Origin of the sequence: Haematospirillum sp. H4485, from assembly GCF_012102745.1 — a bacterium.
Lineage (GTDB): Bacteria > Pseudomonadota > Alphaproteobacteria > Rhodospirillales > Rhodospirillaceae > Haematospirillum.
In genome coordinates this window covers 1-20945 of sequence record NZ_JAAVSY010000006.1, presented here as the reverse complement: position 1 = coordinate 20945, position 20945 = coordinate 1, and the positions used below count along the sequence as shown (strand labels likewise).

At 57.0% G+C, this 20945-nt stretch carries 21 protein-coding genes and 1 tRNA gene; 4 read left to right on the top strand and 18 right to left on the bottom strand.

Annotation, left to right across the window (positions count from 1 at the left end; all coding sequences use genetic code 11):
- Positions 1–10: 10 nt before the first annotated feature.
- The 15 genes from HEQ61_RS05965 to HEQ61_RS05895 form a co-directional block, all read right to left on the bottom strand.
- Positions 11–2455, bottom strand: coding sequence for a DUF3772 domain-containing protein (locus HEQ61_RS05965; protein ID WP_168020901.1), 2445 nt, complete (start codon positions 2453–2455; stop codon positions 11–13).
- A 116-nt stretch (positions 2456–2571) separates the two neighbouring features.
- Positions 2572–2997: an EVE domain-containing protein gene (locus HEQ61_RS05960; RefSeq protein ID WP_168020898.1), complete on the bottom strand. Its 426-nt coding sequence runs from the start codon at positions 2995–2997 to the stop codon at positions 2572–2574.
- Positions 2998–3002: 5 nt separating this feature from the next.
- A complete protein-coding gene (locus HEQ61_RS05955; RefSeq protein WP_168020896.1) occupies positions 3003–3308 on the bottom strand; it encodes a YciI family protein in 306 nt (101 codons plus the stop codon).
- Positions 3309–3321: 13 nt separating this feature from the next.
- Positions 3322–4362, bottom strand: a complete 1041-nt coding sequence (locus HEQ61_RS05950; protein WP_168020895.1) for an NAD(P)H-dependent glycerol-3-phosphate dehydrogenase — start codon at positions 4360–4362, stop codon at positions 3322–3324.
- 40 nt (positions 4363–4402) lie between these two features.
- Positions 4403–5209, bottom strand: a complete 807-nt coding sequence (locus HEQ61_RS05945; RefSeq protein WP_168020894.1) for an ABC transporter permease — start codon at positions 5207–5209, stop codon at positions 4403–4405.
- Positions 5206–5982: an ABC transporter ATP-binding protein gene (locus tag HEQ61_RS05940; RefSeq protein ID WP_168020893.1), complete on the bottom strand. Its 777-nt coding sequence runs from the start codon at positions 5980–5982 to the stop codon at positions 5206–5208. Before HEQ61_RS05940 ends, HEQ61_RS05945 begins: the two co-directional genes overlap by 4 nt.
- A gap of 14 nt (positions 5983–5996) precedes the next feature.
- On the bottom strand, positions 5997–7244 hold the full coding sequence (locus HEQ61_RS05935; protein ID WP_168020892.1) for an EAL domain-containing protein: 1248 nt from the start codon (positions 7242–7244) through the stop codon (positions 5997–5999).
- Positions 7241–8623 (bottom strand): EAL domain-containing protein, encoded by a 1383-nt coding sequence (locus tag HEQ61_RS05930; protein ID WP_168020891.1) that lies wholly within the window; start codon positions 8621–8623, stop codon positions 7241–7243. The genes HEQ61_RS05935 and HEQ61_RS05930 overlap by 4 nt, the downstream gene beginning before the upstream one ends.
- Positions 8624–8730: 107 nt before the next feature.
- A complete protein-coding gene (ccmI, locus tag HEQ61_RS05925; protein WP_168020890.1) occupies positions 8731–10113 on the bottom strand; it encodes a c-type cytochrome biogenesis protein CcmI in 1383 nt (460 codons plus the stop codon).
- Positions 10110–10604, bottom strand: coding sequence for a cytochrome c-type biogenesis protein CcmH (locus HEQ61_RS05920; protein ID WP_168020889.1), 495 nt, complete (start codon positions 10602–10604; stop codon positions 10110–10112). The genes ccmI and HEQ61_RS05920 overlap by 4 nt, the downstream gene beginning before the upstream one ends.
- Positions 10601–11155, bottom strand: coding sequence for a DsbE family thiol:disulfide interchange protein (locus HEQ61_RS05915; protein WP_245183156.1), 555 nt, complete (start codon positions 11153–11155; stop codon positions 10601–10603). Before HEQ61_RS05915 ends, HEQ61_RS05920 begins: the two co-directional genes overlap by 4 nt.
- Positions 11156–11171: 16 nt before the next feature.
- Positions 11172–13154, bottom strand: coding sequence for a heme lyase CcmF/NrfE family subunit (locus tag HEQ61_RS05910; protein ID WP_168020973.1), 1983 nt, complete (start codon positions 13152–13154; stop codon positions 11172–11174).
- A gap of 66 nt (positions 13155–13220) precedes the next feature.
- The gene (gene ccmE / locus HEQ61_RS05905) at positions 13221–13679 is read right to left on the bottom strand and encodes a cytochrome c maturation protein CcmE (RefSeq protein ID WP_168020886.1); all 459 of its coding nucleotides are present in this window, start codon (positions 13677–13679) and stop codon (positions 13221–13223) included.
- Positions 13676–13894, bottom strand: a complete 219-nt coding sequence (gene ccmD, locus HEQ61_RS05900) for a heme exporter protein CcmD (RefSeq protein ID WP_209315700.1) — start codon at positions 13892–13894, stop codon at positions 13676–13678. The genes ccmE and ccmD overlap by 4 nt, the downstream gene beginning before the upstream one ends.
- Positions 13895–13909: 15 nt before the next feature.
- Entirely contained in the window at positions 13910–14629 is a 720-nt protein-coding gene (locus HEQ61_RS05895) for a heme ABC transporter permease (RefSeq protein ID WP_168020971.1), read from the bottom strand.
- A gap of 198 nt (positions 14630–14827) precedes the next feature.
- On the opposite strand from HEQ61_RS05895, the gene rfaE1 reads away from it, so the two are divergent.
- On the top strand, positions 14828–16300 hold the full coding sequence (gene rfaE1 / locus HEQ61_RS05890; RefSeq protein ID WP_168020884.1) for a D-glycero-beta-D-manno-heptose-7-phosphate kinase: 1473 nt from the start codon (positions 14828–14830) through the stop codon (positions 16298–16300).
- On the opposite strand, the gene HEQ61_RS05885 is transcribed toward rfaE1, so the two are convergent.
- Positions 16275–16955 carry a TlpA family protein disulfide reductase gene (locus HEQ61_RS05885; RefSeq protein WP_168020882.1) on the bottom strand — a complete coding sequence of 227 codons (681 nt, stop codon included), beginning with the start codon at positions 16953–16955 and terminating at the stop codon, positions 16275–16277. The genes rfaE1 and HEQ61_RS05885 overlap by 26 nt on opposite strands.
- Before the next feature lie 177 nt (positions 16956–17132).
- Here HEQ61_RS05885 and HEQ61_RS05880 point away from each other — a divergent pair, with 177 nt between their 5' ends.
- Both HEQ61_RS05880 and lysA read left to right on the top strand, forming a co-directional pair.
- The gene (locus tag HEQ61_RS05880; protein ID WP_168020880.1) at positions 17133–17282 is read left to right on the top strand and encodes a hypothetical protein; all 150 of its coding nucleotides are present in this window, start codon (positions 17133–17135) and stop codon (positions 17280–17282) included.
- Positions 17283–17314: 32 nt separating this feature from the next.
- Complete coding sequence (gene lysA / locus HEQ61_RS05875; RefSeq protein WP_168020878.1) at positions 17315–18586, top strand: diaminopimelate decarboxylase; 1272 nt, start codon at positions 17315–17317, stop codon at positions 18584–18586.
- 28 nt (positions 18587–18614) lie between these two features.
- Here the strand turns inward: lysA and HEQ61_RS05870 are convergent, their stop codons facing one another.
- The gene (locus HEQ61_RS05870; protein WP_066133415.1) at positions 18615–18821 is read right to left on the bottom strand and encodes a Trm112 family protein; all 207 of its coding nucleotides are present in this window, start codon (positions 18819–18821) and stop codon (positions 18615–18617) included.
- A gap of 32 nt (positions 18822–18853) precedes the next feature.
- On the bottom strand, positions 18854–19786 hold the full coding sequence (locus HEQ61_RS05865; protein WP_168020876.1) for a thioredoxin family protein: 933 nt from the start codon (positions 19784–19786) through the stop codon (positions 18854–18856).
- A 197-nt stretch (positions 19787–19983) separates the two neighbouring features.
- Between HEQ61_RS05865 and HEQ61_RS05860 the strand changes: the two genes are divergently transcribed.
- Positions 19984–20058, top strand: a tRNA-Gly gene (locus HEQ61_RS05860).
- The last annotated feature ends 887 nt before the right edge of the window (positions 20059–20945 follow it).

Sequence of the window (20945 nt, the reverse complement as noted above, 5' to 3'; positions counted from 1 at the left end):
TGTAAAAATTTCACCATTCCGCTGCCTGCATACCACTTTGTTTGTGAATAACATGCACATCGCGCTGCGGGAATGGAATGGAAATACCCTCTTTCCTGAAACGCTTGAGTATGGCCACACGAACTTCGCTCCCGACCGGGTTGATAAGCTCTATATCCTGAAGATAGAACCGCAAGGAGAAATTCAGGGCGCTATCTCCAAAAGCAACCAAAAGGGCAGATGGCTCAGGCCAACGCGAAACGCGGGGGTGGGATCGGGCGCAATCAAGAAGAATGGAGCGCACTTTCTCAGGATCAGAGTCATACCCGACCCCAATTTCAACAATGCACCGCCCAACCCTGTCATTCAGAAACCAGTTGGTAACCGGTGCCGTAATCAGGGCTGAATTCGGGATGATAACCGTTGAACGGTTGAATGTTTCTATTTCCGTTGCACGGACACGAATCCGGCGGACATAGCCCTCTGTATCTCCGGTTACAATCCAGTCCCCGACCTTGATCGGTCGTTCAAACAACAGAATAAGGCCCGAAACAAAGTTGTTCACAATCGTTTGCAAGCCAAAACCGATACCAACCGACAAGGCACCGGCAACAATGGCAAGGTTTGAAAGACCAATACCAAGAGTCGACGCGGCAGCCAGAAGGGCTGTCACAAAGCCGATATAGCCAACAGAGGTCGCGAAGGAATTCTGCAGGCCCGTGTCCAGCCGAGTCATCGGCAGAACGCGCTTTTCCAGAATGGCCTTGATGACCTTGGTTACAAACAGAAGACCCGTGAAGATCAGAATGGCTGTCACAACATTGATTAACGAAATGTGCACAGACCCGATAGCAAAGCCATCAACGAGCAGGCTGAGCCCACTGTCTATGGTGTCACGGCTGACGCCCCATAACAGAAGGAAAGCCAGAAAAGCCGGCACTCCAACCACAAGAGCAGCCACAACACTGAGCCAGAAACGCATCATGGCGCCGCTGTCACTGTTTTCAGCCTGCTTTCTGTCTTCCCGGACAGGTCCCCCCACACGCGACAAGACCAAGGTCAAAAGCTCGCGCAGCACGGCAAACGCGGCAACCGAGACCAGAACAACCACAGAAGACCGCAACAGGGACGTTGCCAGTGAATGGCCAAGCTCTGTATACCCAGCCACGGCCGCAATGGATGCCCCGGCAGCAACCGCGGAAACGGGCCAACGCACCCAGCGGGTTTTTGCAGCTTTCCCGTAGTCCAGCTGCCCGTCAGGGGCCTGATGCCACAGCCTGGCGCCTGTCAGCGCAAAAATAGGCAACATGGTTGCCAGCGTTGTAACAAACATGCGCAGGCTAACGACTTCAACTGTCAGGTTCCAGACTTGCTCTCCGAACGCAAGAAAGTGATCAAAAGAAGAAATAACCAGCAGAACAGTTACAATCTGACAGCTCCGGGCCGCAGCCGCATCATTGATCGGCACGGCACGCCAGTTTGGCTTTCCCGGTGACAAAACAGCACGGACAAGGCTGATAACAGCAACCAATGATACCAATATTGTGGATATCAGCGCTAAGGCATTGGCGCCAATATCGCCCAGAATGCCCGCCCCCTGAATAACAGCATTGGCAATACCGACAAGAACGGCCAAGGGCACCATGCGTATCAGGCCGCGCTTGACCGAAATCCACAGCCGCTCCGAAAAACCAAGTCGGACAGATGGATCCCAGACGGGAAGAAGGCGCCGATTCAACCAGATCCGGAAAGGCCAGACCAGAACAAAGCCCAGCAGAACAGTCCCGATCAACTTCTTCACAACCAGCTGTGTGGCTTCGGAAGACCAATCAACATTACGGACAAAATCAATAACTTCCGCCGTTCTTGACCCCTGACTGGTCAGATCTCTCAGCGCAACACCCCACGTTTCGGGCGCAAAGGGATCCGCATTGCGGCTGAACAGCTGGTCGGCCAAACGATCGCGCTGGATTGCGATAATCCTCTGGGTCAGGACCTGTGCCCGTACCTTCAGGAATTGAACCGTCTTGATATCAGCCTCGGCCAGAACCATTTGTTTCCCAAGAGCTTCCCGCAACTTCCCCACGGGAGCTGTTTCCGTGCTTTTATCTTCCGGTGCGGGACCAAGCGTATTTTGCTCGGCTGTGATGCGGCTCTTTTCAACCTGAAGAGCCTCCGCTATCGGGGCAAGGCCCTGTACTTCGCGCAGAATTTCCTGTCGCAACTCCCGGAGCCGGTCGTTATCGAGGCTTCCTTTGGCTCGAGACTCTGTCAACGCCAACTTGGCCTCGGCAGAATCGAGCAAAGTCGAAAACTGCTTGAGCCTGTCTTGTCCCGGACGCTTGTCTGAGACTGCGGGAATCAGGGTCGCTGCCCCGGATTGCGCAAGATCCCCCGGAAGGACAGAACCCGTCAGGGTGCAGGCAAAAACAAGGATTACGAAAGAAATGCGGCAACAGGACAAAAATGTTGGCACGACAATCCCCGGGATCAATGGCTGGAAACGGTTAATCGATCATGTGTTACAATACTGGTCTACAGGAGAAAAGAGGAATACGGCAAGATCAGGGTAACAGGTTTGACTGTACAGGATTATCGCCAGGACTGTAGATCTGCATCTCCCATTTTGCATATTGCTTCCCAGTGATCCGGATCAACCGGCATGACAGACAAACGCGGCTGCCTCAGGAGCAACATACCGGCAAAGAAGGGATCATCCCGCAATCCCGACAACATGACCGGCACACGCAATGCACAACGGGCAGCAACATCAACACTGACAAAGCGGCCCGTCGGGTCTGTGGGATCCGGATAGGCTGTGCGGACGACCTCAACCAATCCCATAATCATGCGTTGGGAACGGGAGTGATAGAAGAAGGCCATGTCACCAGCCTGCATGGCTCGTAGAAAACCCGCTGCCTGATGATTACGTACGCCGGTCCAGGGTTCTGTCCCGACACAGACCTGATCATCCCAGGACCATGAGTCTGGTTCTGATTTAAGAAGCCAGAACCCCATTACCTTCAAGGGCCATTCGAAGGCGCAGCCGTGCCGAAGACAATCCGGTACGGGCGAATGACAACACTTTCAAACAGGCCGGCCTGGGAATAAGGATCTTCTGCACACCAAGCATAGACTGCATCCAGATCCGGGTGCTCAACGACAAGAAGGGAACCAACCAGCCCCTCTCCATCGCCAGCCAACATCGGGCCAGCCATCACGATACGGTCCCGGTGCGACTCAAGCCATGCCAGATGCCGGCTGCGGTTATCAAGACGGACCGCACCATGACCGGGCTTGTCGAGGCAATGAACAGCAAAAAATGGCATACTATCGGTCTCTCTAATGTTCCTGTTCTGATGGAATAACCTGCCCGGCCCGTGGACGGGAATCGAGCTCGCTCCGGAAGGGGCGGGCCAACAGCCCGTCCACAAGATCCGCAGGACTTCCACCATGGTTCAGAAGGGTATCAACGGCCTCGCAGATGGGCATTTCCACCCTCAACTTGCGCGCCAGTGCCGTAATGGCACCTGCTGTCGCAACGCCTTCCGTGACAGCACGTCGCGCTGCCAAGATAGAAGACAGCGACTGCCCTTGCCCCATGGCAACCCCCAGCGAGAAATTGCGCGAACGCATCGATGTCGCGGTCAGAATAAGATCTCCCATCCCCGACAGGCCCATGAAGGTTTCCGGCCGCCCACCCAGGGCAATACCAAGACGCTTCATTTCTGCCAGTCCGCGTGTCAACAGCGCGGCCCGTGCGTTTTCACCCAGCTCCTGGCCTTCCAGAATGCCGCAGGCAATGGCCAGGACATTCTTGGTTGCACCCCCGACCTCTACCCCCACAAGGTCAGGCGAATAATAGGGGCGAAATGTCCGGCTCCCGATAGCGGACACCAGCGTCATGCCAAGAGCAGGGTCAGAACAGGCCAACGTAACCGCACTGGGCAAGCCACGCGCAACACCATCGGCAAAACCAGGACCAGACAGAACAGCAAGAGGCGTATGCACAGGAAGTTCTGCGCGGGCGACATCGCTTGTCAATGCCCCGGTTCCTGTCTCGATACCCTTTGAGCACAGGACAGCCGGAACGCCGCTTTTCCACAACGGGGCCGCAGAGCGACAAATGGACCGCAAATGCTGGGTGGGAACCACCAGAAGCACGGCGTCCGTATCCATGGCCTCTGCCAAGTCCGTGGTTACCGCAATCTCTGGATCCAGACGCAAGTCGGGCAGATAAACCGGGTTAAAGCCTGTTCTTGTGATGGTCGCAGCCAGCCCGGGGTCACGCATCCACAACCGGACATGCCGCCCGGCACGGCATAGAGCCTGCGCCAGCGCTGTTCCCCATGCCCCCGCGCCAACAACCCCGATTGTCTGCATCCTGATCCTCCACACGGTGCGCCTTACAACAGGGCAAGGCCTATTCACCGGTTCCCAGCAAAAGTCCTTTCTGTCGCGCAACCCTGAAGCTGTAGAGGAATCCAGCGCCCGCGACCAGAAGAAAGACGAGATTCAGTGCACAGGCAGCCTGAAAATGTCCATAGTCAAAAACACCCTCGAACAAAACAGATCGCATACCCTCGAAGACATGGGTCTGTGGCAAACACAGTGCGAACGCCTGCAACCACTCGGGAAGAGAGCTGACGGGGTAATAAATGGCGGAAAAGGGGGCAAAAGCAAACACAACCACCCAGGCCAGGCTTTCTGCCCCCATCCCGAACCGCAGGATCAGGGCAGAAATGACAAACCCCAAGGCCCAGCCGGTCACAAACACATTGGCGAAAAAGGCAATCAGGGGAAAACCCATCTGGAAAATATTGTACTCATAAAAGGGAATGGCCAACAGGCATGCCGGCACAATACCGGTCAGTGTACGCAACAAACTCATCATGACCAAAGCCATCAAGTATTCGGCAGGACGCAGGGGGCTGACAAACAGATGCCCCAGGTTACGGGACCACATCTCCTCCAGGAAGGAAACCGATACCCCCAGATTACTGCGAAACAAGGAATCCCATAACAGCATGGCACCGATAAAGATGCTGGCAGCCTGCGCCAGCAGGGAAGACTGGGTGCGAAAGAAATTCGAGAAGAATCCCCACAAAACCATCTGCATGGTTGGCCAGTAGATCATCTCCAGAACACGCACCGGACTGGACCGCATCACATAGAGATGACGCAGACACACAGCCCCGACCCGCACGGCCGATGCACGCAGGCCCATCATGACACCCTCCCCCCCTCACACACCCGGCTGCGGGCAATATCCAGAAAAACATCCTCCAGCGTGCTGCGGCCATAACGGGACAGAAGATCTTCCGGACGACCCTGATCCTGAATGCGACCGTCGCGCATCATCAACACATTGTCACACAAACGTTCAACCTCGGCCATATTGTGGGATGCCAGAAACAACGTTGCCCCGGTCTGCCTGCGGTAATCTTCCAGAACACTGCGGATACGATCTCCCGTATCTGGATCCAGGCTGGCCGTCGGCTCATCCAGAAGAAGAACATCCGGCGTATTGAGCAAGGCCTTTGCCAAGGCCACACGTGTTTTCTGGCCTGCCGAAAGGCGACCGACCGGGCGCCGCAAGAAAGGTAGAAGATCCAGTTGACGTGCCAAGGCATCAATATGATCCGGAATATCCCTGACCCCGTACAACTTCCCATATACAACAAAGTTCTCGTATGCATTCAACCGCCCCGGCAGATCAACGTACGGGCTTGAGAAATTAACCCGGGGCAGAACAGCATGGCGGTCTGCAATCATATCGCAGCCCAGAAGCCGTATGGTACCAGAAGTCGGAAGAAGAATACCAAGCAGCATGGCAATCGTTGTTGTCTTACCGGCTCCATTCCCTCCCAACAGGCCCGTTGTGCTCCCCGGGCTGACACAAAAGGAAACATCGTCAACAGCGTGCACAACCTTCCCATGAACAGGGTACGATTTTGACAGACCGACAACATCGATCGCCGCCGTGTATCCTGTGTCAGGCATCCAGCTCTCTCACTTCAATACAGGTATGGCTTCATGGTTCGATCCAGAACACGGCCCTGGAACAGGGTGAACCCCATCTTTTGACCGGCTGTTATGGCTGCTTCATCATCACAGCGGTTCAGGATCGCCCTTCCGGCAAGATTCTGTAGAACAAGATCGCGCGCGATCTTTCCCTCAGGACTATCCAGAATCTTTGGCAGATCGCTCTGCCAGCTCATCTTGACCATATCTGCCCCCAGACCGACAATGTCGATATAAGGCAAAACCTTCCAGGTCAAACCATCAATACAAATACGATAACCCCGCTGCCGGACATAATCACGCGCAAAGAAATAGCCCGTCAGGTTGGAGAAAATGTCTTCGGTACGAAGCTCCAGAATCACTGTCCCGTGATTACCGGGCGACAGGCTTTCATCAAAGCGCAGAAAGTCTTCTGACAGAATGGTTCCAACATTCAGGTTGATTGAAAATCCTTGGGACAGCGTGCGGTCATCACGACGGCTGAGCATTGCCAGGACCCGTCGATCCAGGGTCTGCGTCAAGCGCTGGAACAGCCAGGGATTGGACGACAGGGCCACGTGTGGAAGCAAGGCCTCGCGCAGGTCACCAATGGACACATACACCTCGGTAAAGACCGGATCCGGCGCACCCTTTCCAACCACGGCACAAACGGCCTGACGCCGAATATGGCTGGACAGGTCAGCCCCGGTCAATGCCTTCTCGACCCGTTCCAGGGTTTCAGGAGTCAGTGGAGCCCCCGCCCTTGCAGGAGCCTGTCCTGTCGCTCCATGCCGATGATGGCGCTTTGGGACAGGATCTATTGCCGGATGCGATGCAACACGTCGACGGATCATATCCAGCAGGGCATCAAAGCTCTTGTCTAGGTCATACCAAGTGACAAACGGGTCATGCTCCCCCGTCTGAACAGGCTCCTTCAGAAGAGGGTCGGCAGCAAACAGAAAGCGGATCTTGATCAAGGCTGCCCGCACCGTATCCAGGCTGCTGGTATTGAACAGCACAATGAAATCAAAGTCCGACAACCAGTAAAACTTGGCGCCTTCCCGTGTTACCAGAGGCGTGAACGTTGTTTCCGCGCCGTCCAGCGTATGATCAGGCCGGCTCGCAGGCATCAGGCGACCGAGATGCACCTGCATGGCATGCCGGCCTTTTGTATGACTTGCCGACCGCTTCAAATCAGATAAAAGGCGCCTCTCATCTGCAAATCCGGGCAGGTACTGGGGCGTTTTTGGCACTTCGCTCATGAGGACGGCTCTCCACCATCCGTTGGTGATAGCGGGCTTGCCCGCCGTAACCGGATTGAAGGGGCGGAAAAGAACTGGACCGCATCCAGACCAGGAATATTCGGGCAGGTCGTCCGCATTTTCATATCAACAGCAGATCGCCGCGTTGCACATTCCTTCAATGTACACTGCGCTGCTGCCGGACATGAGCGCATGGTCATTGCACCATGCACGGCATCGATAAAACGACCCTGGAAATTTCTGATGCCGTGCTCAATCCCCCATGTTACGGCAACCTGACTGTCACAACGGGACAGAATCACACGGTCACCACCAAGGGCATTGACAATGGAACGGATATCACTGACCGCTGTCGGATGCTCCGGCGCAGCCATTTCCGGACTCCAGATGACTTTCACAAAATCAGGGTCCAGACGCTCCAGATCCATCACCCCCCCCATCGATGGCGTAAGGCCATCCAGGGCCAGAAAGTCTCCTGTCTCGCTCAACATGGGCTTGGCATTGAGCCATCGGTCAAGGTTCGTAAACACGTCGATAACCTGAACCTCGACCACAATATGGCGGTCGGGATCCATGGAACGGCGCAGCACGTCGTATTCCTTGCTGTCCAGACTTTCCAGATTCAGGTTCAGGCTGATTGTCCGCGGCAGGGCAGCAACCTCGCTGCGGACAAGGGCCGCAATCATCCGGGTATCCAGCGTCCGGGAGAATTCCTGGAACAGCCAACGTTCGGAAAGAATATCCCGGTGCGGGGCAATAACACGACCGATGGATGAAACAGAAACGTAGAACTCCTCAAAGAGAATTTCGGCCTGCTTCTCCGTAATATGGATACAGGGCTGGCGATGAATGTTGCGGCGGATGTTCAGACTGTCCAGGCCACTGATCATCCCGCCCAGATCGCCAGGACCAATGGGTTCCGGTTCCGGTGGCAGCATACCCATGGCCTGACGGCGCTTCTCGGCCTCGGCAAGAATGGTGCGGACCACCGGCAGAAGAACCTGAAGATCAACCTCAAAGGCATACCAGGTCACAAAGGGATCGGGGATACCTTCGTCCTCGTCATACCAGGACAAGGGGTCATCGTGAAATAATGCACGTATACGGTTGATAACCCTTTCAACCTCGTCCTCCGGCATATCCTTGCCGACGACCATGATATCACCGCAGGACAGGGAAAAGACCCGCACAACATTCAGGGATTGCAGGGGCATGAACAGGCTGGCCGCCATCCGCAGGTGCGAGGGTGTACGGTTCGAGGGCAGCAGCTGCGACAAATGCAAGTGCACGGCCGTACGCCCGGCCGGGGTACGACCGCCACGTTCTACTGTATCCAGCAGTTCCCGCTCGGAATGTGTTGGATCGCGCAGCTGAACCATTGTCTGATAAACCCGACGCCAAACCCCTCCGGAGAGAGCATTCTACCTGACCCTGAAGAACAGTGCCATCAAACGCCGCGCGACAGAACAGACAAAGCCCGGCGCTTTTAGCCGGGCGGTTGGGCCAAACGGTCAATCCAGACACGCAAGGTCGACTCTGCCGCCGATCCCGGCGGGGTCAAGGCCAGAAGACGTTCCAGGAAAGAGCGGGCTTCTGCCGGTTTCCCCTGTGCCTCCGCAGAAATACCTTGCACAAACAGCCCCCCCGGACTGTCCGGATCATGCCGGGCAAACCATGCTGCAATGGCATGGAATCGCGGTGACAGGTCCCGGCTGTTTGTATGCTCACGCAGCGTCACCAACGCCGTGGCATAATCAAGCTGGGCCACCGGATCATCGGGAAGAAGATCTGCCGCCCTTCCATAGGCCTCGGCCGCGCCGGGTGCATCCCCCATAACCGTCAGTGATCGCCCAAGTTTCTGCCACCCCTGTGCATCATCCGGGGTATCAGCCAGCCTTTGCCTCAACCGGTTGACCATACCGGTCACCATCGTCCTTTCTTCCTCGGTAAAGGATGGCATAGCCGAAGCATCATGAAAGTCTGACGGATGGCGGGGCGTAACAGAGTCCGGATCAAGACCGGCCTTCATGGCGACAGTCTTGACACGTTCGTTCAGCATCTTCATCCACGGGGCATCAGGCCGGGAGTCCCGTGCCAGATCCAGCCAGATGGCAAGCCCACGTTTTGGGTCACCGGATTGTACAGCAGACAACCCCAAAAACCAGCGGGCCCGTGGGTCCTTCCTGTCCAGAGCCAGAACATGCGTGAAAACAGCCTGCGCTCGCTCCCCCACAAAGCCCGCCTCTGCCTGTACCAGACTCTCGCCAAAAGATGCCCAGTCATCCGGGGTCATCGGGGCCAACTGTGACCTTCGGCTCCAGGCAGAGACCGCCTGACCATAAGCCCCAAGCTCCTGGCGGACCTGGGCCATCTCCCGCCAGAGAGCCGGGTCATCCGGGCTGGATGAAAGCAGGGCCTGCAACTGATCCGCCCGTCTGCTCAGACGCTCAATATCTGCGGCACCCAGTCCAAGCCGCTCTGCCAGACGGGCGTCATGGGGCCGATCAGGCAACCCCGGTGATCCGATCTGGCCATAAACCACCAGACTGCTGACAGAAACCATGACAATGACAAGCACAGCCATAACACGTCGCAACCCTGCACCGCCGGGTACAACCGGCTCGGCTGCCTCTGCATAACTGACAGCCGCCAGCATACGGCGCTGCACCTCCAGCCGCACGGCTTCGGCTTGTCCGGGGTCCAGAAGGCCCCGCTCCTGATCCCGCTCAACCTCTGCAAGCTGATCCCGATAAATCACAAGATCAGGACGGGCAGAACCCGCGCTGCCACCCTGCACGCGGCGCAAGAGCGGAAGGGCCACAGCGATTGCCGTTACCACGACCATGGATACAGTCAGCACGTCCATCATTCCCGGCTGTCCTGTTCAGCCACCAGACGCGCAAGGATCTTCTTCTCCTGTGGCGTCAAGGGCAAAGACGCTGCGACATCCGGTCGAACCTGCCGACGCAGAAACCACCATCCCCCCACAAAAGCCAGAATCAGAAGGACAAAAGGCGTTGCCCACAGCACCAGCGTCGTCAGATCAAAGGGCGGGCGCAGAAGGACATAGCGACCATACCGGCTGACGACATACTCCATGACAGCCTCATCACTGTCTCCACGGGTCAGCCTGTCACGAACCAGAATGCGCAAGTCACGGGCAATATCGGCGTTGGACTCATCAATGCTTTCATTCTGGCAGACAACACAGCGCAAGCCTTGCGAGATCGCCCGCGCCCTTTGCTCCAGAGCCGGATCAGAAAGCATTTCATCCGGCTCAACAGCCAAAGCAAAGCCCGGCAATCCCACCGCCAGAAGTACAAGAAAAACAGCGATCCTGTATCCAGCACAACCGATCATGACGCCGGGCCTTCACCGTGGCGCAGATGCTCGATCAGCGGCTTCAGGGTAGATGCCCAGACTTCGGAGGTCAGAACACCGGCATAACGGTAACGAATGACGCCTGAGGCATCGATCACAAATGTTTCCGGTGCCCCTGTCACGCCAAGTGCAATGGCAGCCCGGCTGTCCGGATCCTGTCCGACACGATCATAGGGATCACCATGCTTCTCCAGCCACCGCATGCCGTCTGCCGGGTTCCGCTCCCGCCAGTTGATGCCATGAACCGGAACATCTCCCTGTGCCTTGAGAGACATCAGGAAATCATGCTCCTCACGGCAGGCAACACACCATGAACCAAAAACATTCAACAGGGATACCTGCCCCTGCAGCATGGCGGAGGACAAGGGACGGTCACGCCCGGGAAGGGCATCCAGTGAAAATGATGCAACTGGTGTATCAAGCAGCACCGAGGGCAAGGCCGACGGATCTTTGTTCAGGCGGCTGGCAAACAAACCAACCAAGGCGACAAAAAGCAGTGTCGGAGCAAAAATAATAACCTTGCGCACCATCCGTGTTGTCCTATCCCTAAACCCGCACCACACGGCCTGCATCGGCCACACCCTTGGCCCTGCGTGCCGGGGCCCCGATCCGCAGACGGCGATCCATCAGGGAAATCAGGCCACCAAGCCCCATCAGCAAGGCACCGTACCACAGGCATGGCACCAAAGGCTCGACATAGATGCGGGTGACAAAAACACCGGATTTGCCGGGAACGGGTTCACCCAGAACGGTATAGAGGTCCGTCAGGCCGGTAGTATGAATTCCGGCCTCGGTCGTCGGCATCGGGGGGGACCGGTAATGACGTTTCTCTGGCCTGGTCTGCGCAATCTCGGCATCGCCCTTGCGAATGATAAAGGAACCGGCCAGGGACTCGTAATTCGGTCCGGTGACGGCATCAACCCCGTTCAGGGTAAATGACCAGCCATTCAGGTGGACAGCCTCCCCGATTGCCTGGTTCTGTATGGCCTCGCTGCGGTAAACAGACGATGCAGTAACCCCGGCGGTCAACACGGCCATGCCAAGATGGGCCAGCGTCATCCCCCAGGCCGATCCGGGCAATCCCGCTATTCTGCGGAGGGTTTCAGCCGGAGCAACACGGAACAGGCGTACACGCTCGGCCCACTCTGTCAACGTGCCCAGCCCAAGCCATAGAGCCAGTCCAAACCCCACGGCAGCCAGAAGATCATTCGTTGTTCCCCCTCCCACCAACCAGGTCAACCCGGCAGCGACCAGAGCCAGCACCGCAGCAAAACGAAGACGGGCCAGAACCCCACCCAGATCGGCCCGCTTCCATGACAACAGCGGGCCAACTGCCATGGCCAGAAGAACAGGAACCATCAGGGGCAGGACCGTTGCATTGAAGAACGGCGCCCCCACCGATACCTTTCCCAGATCCAGCGCATCCGCCAGCAGGGGATAAAGGGTACCGACCAACACAGTTCCCATAATCGTGCTCATAAACAGGTTATTCAGCAGCAACCCGGACTCCCGCGAGACGGGGGAAAACAGGCCGCCTCCCTTCAGAGCCGGGGCACGCAGGGTGTAAAGGACCAAAGCACCGCCAACAGCACCACCCAGAAGCAGGAGAACAAAAAGACCGCGCTGTGGGTCGGAGGCAAAGGCGTGCACACTGGTCAGCACACCGGAACGCACCAGGAAAGTCCCCAACAGACTGGACCCGAAGGTCAGAATGGACAGCAGGATCGTCCAGCTTTTAAGGGTATCCCGTTTTTCCACAACCAGAGCAGAGTGAACCAGCGCTGTACCCAGCAACCATGGCATCAGGCTGGCATTCTCCACCGGATCCCAGAACCACCAGCCACCCCAGCCTAGTTCGTAATAAGCCCACCACGACCCCAGACCAATACCCAGAGTCAACGCAACCCATGCCGCCAGCGTCCACGGACGCACCCAACGTGCCCACGCTGCATCCACCCGACCTTCAATCAAGGCGGCCACAGCAAAGGAAAACGCCATTGAGAAACCGACATAGCCTAGGTAGAGCATCGGCGGATGAAATGCCAGTCCGGGATCCTGCAACAGCGGATTCAAGCCCTGCCCGTTCAGGGGAGCTGGATCAAGACGGGCAAATGGGTTGGACGTAAACAGGATAAAGGCCAGAAATCCCGATGAAATCATGGACTGCACGGCCAGAACCCGGGCCCGGAAGAACAGTGGTAATCCCCGCCCCGACACGGCAACCGCCAAACTGAACACCGCCAGGATCAGGATCCACAGCAGCAGCGATCCCTCGTGGTTTCCCCAGGTTCCGGATATGCGGTATAGCAAGGGTTTGTCAGAGTGACTGTTTCGGGCAACCAGAGCCACAGAGAAATCCGACACCACAAAGGCCTGCAACAAGCAGCCGAAGGCCGTAACAACCAAAACAAACAGAAGAACAGCCCCCGGTCGGGCTGCCAACGCCATGACGGGATCCCGACGACTGGCCCCAAGCAATGGCACAACCGACTGAACCAGGGCCACAAAGAAAGCTAGGATCAAGGCCATGTGACCTGCTTCGGCAAAACTGAATGTTTCGGGCACCGCTGTTTCCTCCGCTCCCCGGCATGCCCGTCAAGGACGTCCGGGGTCGCCTCCCGCCTGCTGACCGGTCCAGTGTCCTGACTTCTTCAGGGATTCCACCACCTCGGCCGGCATATAGGTCTCGTCGTGTTTGGCCAGAACTTCACTGGCAACAAAGGTTCCACCGGGATCAAGTCGCCCCTCGGTCACAACGCCCTGTCCCTCACGGAACAGGTCGGGCAGAATGCCCCTGTAGTGTACAGCGACATCGGCAACGCCGTCAGTCACAACAAAACGCACCTGCTGCCCATCACGAACCAGGCTGCCTTCCTTGACCAAACCACCCAGACGAAAACGGGGTATAGCAGACGTATCCCGGGTCTGCAGATCCATGGGACTGTAGAAGAAAACCAGGTTGTCACGCAGGGCTGCAAGGCCCAGCGCCGTTGCAATGCCCAGCATCATCATGCCGGCCACAACCACATACAAACGCTGTTGCTTGCGTGTCATGCCGACCCCGGCTCTGTCAACCCGGCTTCCACATCCTTTCCGCCTTGTTCTTCATCAGGACCGGCATACGCCTGCCGCAAATGCTCCAGCATCCGGCGACGCCGACGCAACCCATACAGGCTTGATACCAGAAGGGACAGCAGCACAAAGGCTGTCAGGGCATACGCAGGCCACACGTAAACCCCGTATCCTCCCATATTGATGAAATGCTCCATGATCTCAGCTTCCGGTCATGCGCGATATATCCCCAGCCGCAGGGTTCTTATTCTGGCCTCGACAAAGGCAGACTTGATCCGGACCAGAAGCACCGTGACATAATATGCCTTGAACGCAAGCGCCATCAGCAAAAGCGGAACCAGCATCGAAGGATCAATGGCCGGCATGCCAAAACGGGTCACACTGGCGGGCTGGTGAAGGGTGTTCCACCAGTCAACACTGAACTTTATAACCGGTACATTGACAAACCCGACAAGGGCCAGGACCGCGGCAGCCCGCGAGGCTCGCTCCGGATTGTCAAAGGCCCCCTGCAAGGCCATATAGCCTGCGTACAGGAACAAAAGCACCAGCATGCTGGTCAGGCGGGCATCCCAGACCCACCATGTTCCCCACATGGGCTTTCCCCACAAGGCCCCGGTCACAAGACACAGGAACGTAAAGCAGGCCCCGACCGGTGCCGAGGCCTGTGCGGTCAGATTGGCCAGCGGATGTTTCCAGATCAGCGCCACAGCACTGGAAACCGCCATGACAGTATAGGCAAACAGCCCCATCCAGGCCGCAGGCACATGCACATACATAATGCGCACACTCTGCCCCTGTTGGTAGTCCGCCGGGGACAGAAACAGGGCCGCTGCAAGCCCGGCAGCAAAGGACAGGATGCAGACCGCCGCCGCCCACGGCTCAATGCGATCGGCAAGGCGCAGGAAACGACTGGGGTTGGCAAACCGGTGCATCGGGTCTCCCACAAGGTTCTCCGGGGTCGTCCGGTATGGTGACCCCGCATGGCACCCGGCTTCTCCTGTGATCCGGGCAGTCCCATACATAACCGCCCGGCGACCATGTTTCCAGTACAACGGATGATCTTTTCCGCATGCACTGTCACCGCATGGGATACTTGGCGAAACCGGTACCATGATATAATGTGCGGCACCATGAGTACCCAAAACGCCCGTCTTGCCGCCCGGGTGGCGGATCTGGCCAATGCGACAGTGCTGTGCATCGGCGACATCATGCTGGATCACTTTATTGCCGGGGCCGTTGACCGCATCTCGCCCGAGGCACCGATTCCTGTCCTGCGCGTGACCGGTGAAACGGTTATGCTGGGCGGAGCGGGTAATGTAGTCCGCAATCTGTCCGGCCTGGGAGCCAGGACCTGTTTTATTTCAGCCCTGGGCGATGACGCACCGGGACGGAACATCACCTCTCAGCTCACAGCCTTGCACGGGGTTGATTCCTCCCTCCATGTCGAAGACGGTCGCACAACCGGAGTCAAGATTCGCTATAGCGCCGTCGGGCAGCAGCTCCTGCGCGTGGATCGCGAAACCGTTCACCCCGTCGGGGAATCCTGTGCCCACACCCTTGTTGACAGATGCCTGGCGGCCTTGCCGAACTGCGGGTCCGTCGTCCTGTCTGATTACGGCAAGGGCGTCCTTATCGAGACTGTCATCAGGCCCATTCTGGAAAAAGCCGCAACCCTTGGCATTCCTGTTGTTGTTGATCCGAAAGGCCGCGATTACACGATCTATCACGGGGCGGCTGTGGTCACACCGAACCGCCGCGAACTGGCCGATGCCACCGGCATGCCGACAAGGACCGACAACGATATTGTCGCAGCCGCCCGTTTCCTCGCCGGACACTGTTCCATTCCCCACGTTCTGGCTACCCGCAGCGAGGATGGCATGACCTTGGTTGATGCCAACGGCTCTGTCCTGCACCTGCCGGCACAGACGCGTGAAGTTTATGATGTCTCCGGAGCCGGGGACACGGTCGTGGCAACAGTTGCCGCAGCCTTGGCCTGTGGCTTGTCGCTTCCTGATGCTGCGGCTCTTGCCAATGTTGCCGCCGGCATTGTTGTCGGGAAATCCGGTACAGCTGCAGTGACGGCAGCGGAGCTTGTTGATGCGCTGCATCACCGTGATATCGGGCATGCCGAAGCGCGGATTCTTGACCTTCCCCGCATTGCGGACCTGGTCCGGGGCTGGAAGCAGGCCGGGCTGAAAGTTGGCTTCACCAATGGCTGCTTTGACCTGCTGCACCCGGGGCACTTGTCTCTTCTGCGCCAAGCCCGAACCCGCTGCGACCGATTGGTCGTCGGGATGAACAGCGATGACTCCGTCAAACGCCTGAAGGGAGAGGGCAGACCCATACAGGCTGAGTCTGCCCGCGCTGCTGTTCTGGCTACCCTGGAACTGGTTGATGCCGTCGTCATTTTCGACGAAGACACGCCCCTGAAAATCATTGAAGCCTTGTTACCCGATGTGCTGGTCAAGGGCGCGGACTACACCATTGAAACTGTTGTCGGGTCAAAGGTTGTTCTGGGTGCAGGCGGCGAGGTTTTCCTGGCCACACTGGAACCCGGACAATCCACAACACGCACCGTCAACCGCCTTCGGGAGAAGGCATAGGGAGATCATCTCCAGCATTTGCCGTATCCTCCCCGACAGCGGGAACTTCGACCAAACGCTTCAAAATTTCTGCCATGGCTGCGGAAGACCAGTCCGCCTCTCCTGCCAACCGGGCTACCATCAGCCCCCGATGGTTAAAGAGGAAGCTGACGGGAAGGCCAGGTGCCCGCAAGGCTTTCGCAGCATGGTTCTTTGGATCAAGCCATAACCCAAGATCCAGCCATCCATTTTTCTCCAGGAATGGCGCGGCAGCGCGTTCACCGTTGATATCCTGGTTCAGGGCAATAACCCGTATGCCGCTCTGGCTTCTGGTCCGCTCCAGCTGCAGAAGGGAGGGCATTTCACGCACACAGGGCGTACACCACGTAGCCCAGAGGTTCAGCAGAACCGGCTGCCCACGGAAATCATCCAACGTATGCTCTCGGCCATCCGATCCATAAAATGTGAACCCCGGGGGTTGGCAGGGCGGTACCATTTCCATCAAGGTACCCGTCACCAGGCCGTCCTTGCGTGACGGAAAAGGTGAACAGCCGGGAACGGCGCCCACATCCTGCACTTCGGCCAGGGCCTGTAATGGAAGCAAGGTCAGCATGAACACAATACCATGCGCAAGGCTACGATACGATTGGGCTTGCCAAAGCCACGATACATTCATCCTGTCTGTCCTCACCCTGCCCGCTTCTGCTAATTGCCGGAATACCGTACAGCCCCAGAAGAGAAACACGCAACAGTCCGCACGCTCTCTCTGGCATAGCGATTGAAACAATAGTATCCAGACGTGTCGACAGAGCCCGCGAACAGGGCCTGTATGTTGCTGCCGGAGGACTGATCGATGATACGCCGTTACGATACCCTTCTGCGCCTGTGCTGGATCGTTGCTGTCCTTGGCCTAGCCGGGGCAAGTCTTTCAGCCTGCGGCAAACGGGGCGCCCCCCTGGATCCGGATGGATCGACCTACAAGCACGGCTATCCGCGCGAGTAATCCCCTGACAACACAAAAATCGGCACAGGGCCATGCACCATTTTCTTTACCGTAACGGCACACTGTATGCCGAAGACGTCCCCGTCAGCCGGATTGTCGAGTCTGTTGGAACACCGTGCTACATCTACGCGACAGAGACCTTGGTCCGACACTACAGCGTCTTTGCAAAAGCCTTCCACGGCCTGGATGCCCGCATCCACTTCGCGGTCAAAGCCAACTCCAGCCTGGCTGTCCTGCGGACACTGGCACAACAAGGCTGTGGTGCCGATGTCGTGTCCGGGGGTGAACTCCAGCTTGCCCTACAGGCCGGAATACTGGCAGAGCGGATCGTGTTCTCAGGGGTTGGCAAAACGGAAGCAGAGCTGGAACTCGCGCTGAAGGCCGGTGTCTATCAGATCAACGTCGAATCCCTGCCAGAGCTTGGGGCTCTTGATGCGGTCGCCCGGCACCTTGGTATACGGGCCCCTGTCGCCATACGGGTCAATCCTGATATCGGAGCTGGCGGTCACGAGAAGATCACAACCGGAAACCGTGAGAATAAATTCGGCATTGAATGGACCATGGCAACACAGGTCTGTCACCATGCGGCCTCTCTCTCCGGTATTGACTTCAAGGGTCTGGCCGTCCATATCGGCAGCCAAATCACAGATCTTGCCCCCTTCCGCGCCGCGTTTTCCCGGATTGTTACACTGACCCGGACCCTTCGTGCCGAAGGACTGGACGTCAGCCGCCTGGATCTTGGGGGAGGACTTGGAATCCCCTACAAGGATGCCGACACAGCACCCCCGCTGCCAGCCGATTATGCTTCCATGGTGCGGGATACCGTCTCGGAAACCGGGTGCACCCTTCTTCTGGAGCCCGGACGGCTGATTGCCGGGAATGCCGGCATTCTGGTATCCAGGGTCGTGTATGTCAAAAACAGCCAGACCCGCACCTTTGTCATCCTGGATGCCGGCATGAATGACCTGATCCGACCAGCCATGTACGACGCAAGCCACACCATCATACCGCTTGCCGAACCGGAAGCAGGGTCAGCAGGACAAACCTGTGATGTGGTTGGCCCCGTGTGTGAAAGCTCGGATATTTTTGCCCGCGACGTCATGCTCCCCCCCCTGCAGACTGGCGACAGGATTGCGTTCCTGTCTGCGGGGGCCTATGGCGCAGTCATGGCAAGCCAGTACAACACCCGCCCCCTGGTGCCGGAGGTTCTGGTCAAGGGAGATCGCTTTGCCATCACCCGGCGGCGACCAAGCTTTCAGGACATGACAGCCCTGGAGTCCATACCGGACTGGCTTTCCTCGTAGACAGGGCTATCCGCAACGATGAGGGCCGTCAGGGACCTTTTCCATCAAGCGACCGGGCCTCGTCAACCAGCATGATGGGGATACCATCCCGTATGGGATAGGCCAGTCCTGCCTTGTCAGATATGAGCTCCTGGGCCTCGGCATCATAGCGCAAGGGCCCCCTGGACAGGGGGCAGACCAGTATCTCCAGAAGCTTTGGGTCAACCGTATGATGGCTCTGGATCTTTTCCGTCATGAAGGAAACTCCGTCCTGCAAGGAACTTGGTATCAGGAAAACAAAAGGGATGAAAACTGCCTACGGGCATGAACAGTCACCGGGTCAGCATGGCCAAATGCCTCGAACAACTTGAGGAGCTGGTGCCGGGCCTGCTCATCATTCCAGGTCCGGTCCATGCGGATGATATCCAGCAGGGCATTTGCCGCGTCCTGTCTCCGGTCCGCAGCAACATAGGCCATAGCCAGATCATAGCGGGCCTGGTGATCACCAGGGCTTGCTGCAACGCGGGACTCCAGGTCATGCACCGCGCCCTCGCCGCGACCGGCCTCCTCGGCCAACTCCAAACGTGTCTGCGCAGCACGCATATCCGAAGATGACCGCATTGAATCCGGAACCTGTTCAAGAAAGGCGCGCGCTTCCACAACATTCCCCAGTGCCAGGCAACCGGTCACAATACCAGCCGCAGCGGCAGCACAGGATGGATCCTGTGTCAAAATTTGCTGATAAAGGGCCAATGAAGACTCAATATCCCCGGCTTCAACCAACACTTTTGCCTCCTCCAGAGCCATCTCCAACGGGTTATCGGCTCCGGAAAGACGCTTGATAAAAGCCTTGATTTGGCTCTCGGGTAAAGCCCCGACAAAACCATCCACAGGACGGCCATCACGAAAAGCATAAACCGCAGGAACAGACTGGATCCGGAACTGCGCAGCCAACGCACGGTTCTGGTCAATATTGACCTTGACCATGCGCACGGCACCCTTTGCCTGATAAACAAGCTTCTCCAGCAACGGCCCCAGCGTCTTGCACGGCTCACACCACGGAGCCCAGAAGTCAACAAGAACCGGGGCATGGAACGAAGCATCAATAACATCGGCGACGAAACGGGCAGCATCGGTATCCTTGACCAAGGAATCCGCTTCCCCGTGTGTGGACGGGCCCGCAGTATGACGCTGGTCCTGTCCGTCAAAAATAATCGCCATGGCTGATAATATCCTGCTGTCAACGTGAACCAATCGTATAGATGGACCGAAGTCATCCGCCTGACAAGGGCACAACCATACCTGTTGCCTGATTCCGGGAAGAAAAAATGATTATCAGCCCAAAAAGTTCTTGCACAAGCAACAGTGAACCCGCTATATAGCGCCTCCACCCGACAGGAAAACATCCTGTCCGCCGAGCGGGCGTAGCTCAGGGGTAGAGCACAACCTTGCCAAGGTTGGGGTCGAGGGTTCGAATCCCTTCGCCCGCTCCATTTCAAAGAAAACACAATATTTGATTAACATCGCCATAGCGTGGGCATTGTCTTCGTGCGTGTGCCGGGAATGCGGTGCAACACGGATAGAGCAGACTCCGGATACAACCAGTTTGCGCTGACCACAAAGACTTTGCGGTCCTGACAAAGCCGTGGGTCACCATGCTATCATGGCATAAACTTGGTATACCCGCAGTACAGGCAAAACCAACACGCCCCAGTCTAAACATGTCCACCTGATCAAGCATTTATAGACGTACGCCAAATCCAATTCGCCTAGAAAAGAAGCAATAAAGACAAAAAAATAACCGTATGTATCAGAAGAGATACCCCCAACAAATCCGTCAAGATATTTGAATTATTGTACCAGTAGTATATTAATAAATAATTGTACCGATCCCTTGTGGTGTCCATAATGCGGAAGATCACATCCCTGCCCGATCCATCATCGATCAAGATCGCTTTGTAGCTGACAACCCTAATTGACAGCCCGGTTTACCACACCAATATGGCGAACCGTTTCATTCAGATGCAGATCACGGCCAAGCCGCCCAGGTGCACCGATCACTTGACCTGACTTTAAATTTCCACAAAAGCTCTAGCTCGCGCAAAATCCACGGCATCGGACCCTATAACAAAGCTGATCGCCAAGACTCTCTAAGAAACCGTTTGAAAATGCTTGGAGCGACGCGGGATGTCGTGATTCAAGCTCGGAATGTGGACCCGAGAAACCCGCGCTCGCGTAGCGCATATCGAGCGAAAGCTGAAACGCTATCCGACCGATCCAACCGACGACGAATGAAATTATATCAGAGAGTTACTGCCGCCGGGGGCGCGACGGGGCCGTCGGCGGAAGGTGGATTTACGCGAAGTGCTTAATGCGATCC

What these genes read in the sequence shown, in the direction of transcription:
- HEQ61_RS05940 (WP_168020893.1), bottom strand. Translation starts at nt 5,982, where the DNA reads ATGCCTGACACAGGATACACGGCGGCGATCGATGTTGTCGGTCTGTCA.
- HEQ61_RS05895 (WP_168020971.1), bottom strand. Translation starts at nt 14,629, where the DNA reads ATGCACCGGTTTGCCAACCCCAGTCGTTTCCTGCGCCTTGCCGATCGC.
- HEQ61_RS05910 (WP_168020973.1), bottom strand. Translation starts at nt 13,154, where the DNA reads ATGGCCTTGATCCTAGCTTTCTTTGTGGCCCTGGTTCAGTCGGTTGTG.
- rfaE1 (WP_168020884.1), top strand. Translation starts at nt 14,828, where the DNA reads ATGAGTACCCAAAACGCCCGTCTTGCCGCCCGGGTGGCGGATCTGGCC.
- lysA (WP_168020878.1), top strand. Translation starts at nt 17,315, where the DNA reads ATGCACCATTTTCTTTACCGTAACGGCACACTGTATGCCGAAGACGTC.
- HEQ61_RS05930 (WP_168020891.1), bottom strand. Translation starts at nt 8,623, where the DNA reads ATGGTTCAGCTGCGCGATCCAACACATTCCGAGCGGGAACTGCTGGAT.
- HEQ61_RS05960 (WP_168020898.1), bottom strand. Translation starts at nt 2,997, where the DNA reads ATGGGGTTCTGGCTTCTTAAATCAGAACCAGACTCATGGTCCTGGGAT.
- HEQ61_RS05865 (WP_168020876.1), bottom strand. Translation starts at nt 19,786, where the DNA reads ATGGCGATTATTTTTGACGGACAGGACCAGCGTCATACTGCGGGCCCG.
- ccmE (WP_168020886.1), bottom strand. Translation starts at nt 13,679, where the DNA reads ATGACACGCAAGCAACAGCGTTTGTATGTGGTTGTGGCCGGCATGATG.
- HEQ61_RS05880 (WP_168020880.1), top strand. Translation starts at nt 17,133, where the DNA reads ATGATACGCCGTTACGATACCCTTCTGCGCCTGTGCTGGATCGTTGCT.
- ccmD (WP_209315700.1), bottom strand. Translation starts at nt 13,894, where the DNA reads ATGGAGCATTTCATCAATATGGGAGGATACGGGGTTTACGTGTGGCCT.
- HEQ61_RS05945 (WP_168020894.1), bottom strand. Translation starts at nt 5,209, where the DNA reads ATGATGGGCCTGCGTGCATCGGCCGTGCGGGTCGGGGCTGTGTGTCTG.
- HEQ61_RS05935 (WP_168020892.1), bottom strand. Translation starts at nt 7,244, where the DNA reads ATGAGCGAAGTGCCAAAAACGCCCCAGTACCTGCCCGGATTTGCAGAT.
- ccmI (WP_168020890.1), bottom strand. Translation starts at nt 10,113, where the DNA reads ATGATGGACGTGCTGACTGTATCCATGGTCGTGGTAACGGCAATCGCT.
- HEQ61_RS05915 (WP_245183156.1), bottom strand. Translation starts at nt 11,155, where the DNA reads ATGGTGCGCAAGGTTATTATTTTTGCTCCGACACTGCTTTTTGTCGCC.
- HEQ61_RS05950 (WP_168020895.1), bottom strand. Translation starts at nt 4,362, where the DNA reads ATGCAGACAATCGGGGTTGTTGGCGCGGGGGCATGGGGAACAGCGCTG.
- HEQ61_RS05955 (WP_168020896.1), bottom strand. Translation starts at nt 3,308, where the DNA reads ATGCCATTTTTTGCTGTTCATTGCCTCGACAAGCCCGGTCATGGTGCG.
- HEQ61_RS05920 (WP_168020889.1), bottom strand. Translation starts at nt 10,604, where the DNA reads ATGATCGGTTGTGCTGGATACAGGATCGCTGTTTTTCTTGTACTTCTG.
- HEQ61_RS05885 (WP_168020882.1), bottom strand. Translation starts at nt 16,955, where the DNA reads ATGAATGTATCGTGGCTTTGGCAAGCCCAATCGTATCGTAGCCTTGCG.
- HEQ61_RS05870 (WP_066133415.1), bottom strand. Translation starts at nt 18,821, where the DNA reads ATGACGGAAAAGATCCAGAGCCATCATACGGTTGACCCAAAGCTTCTG.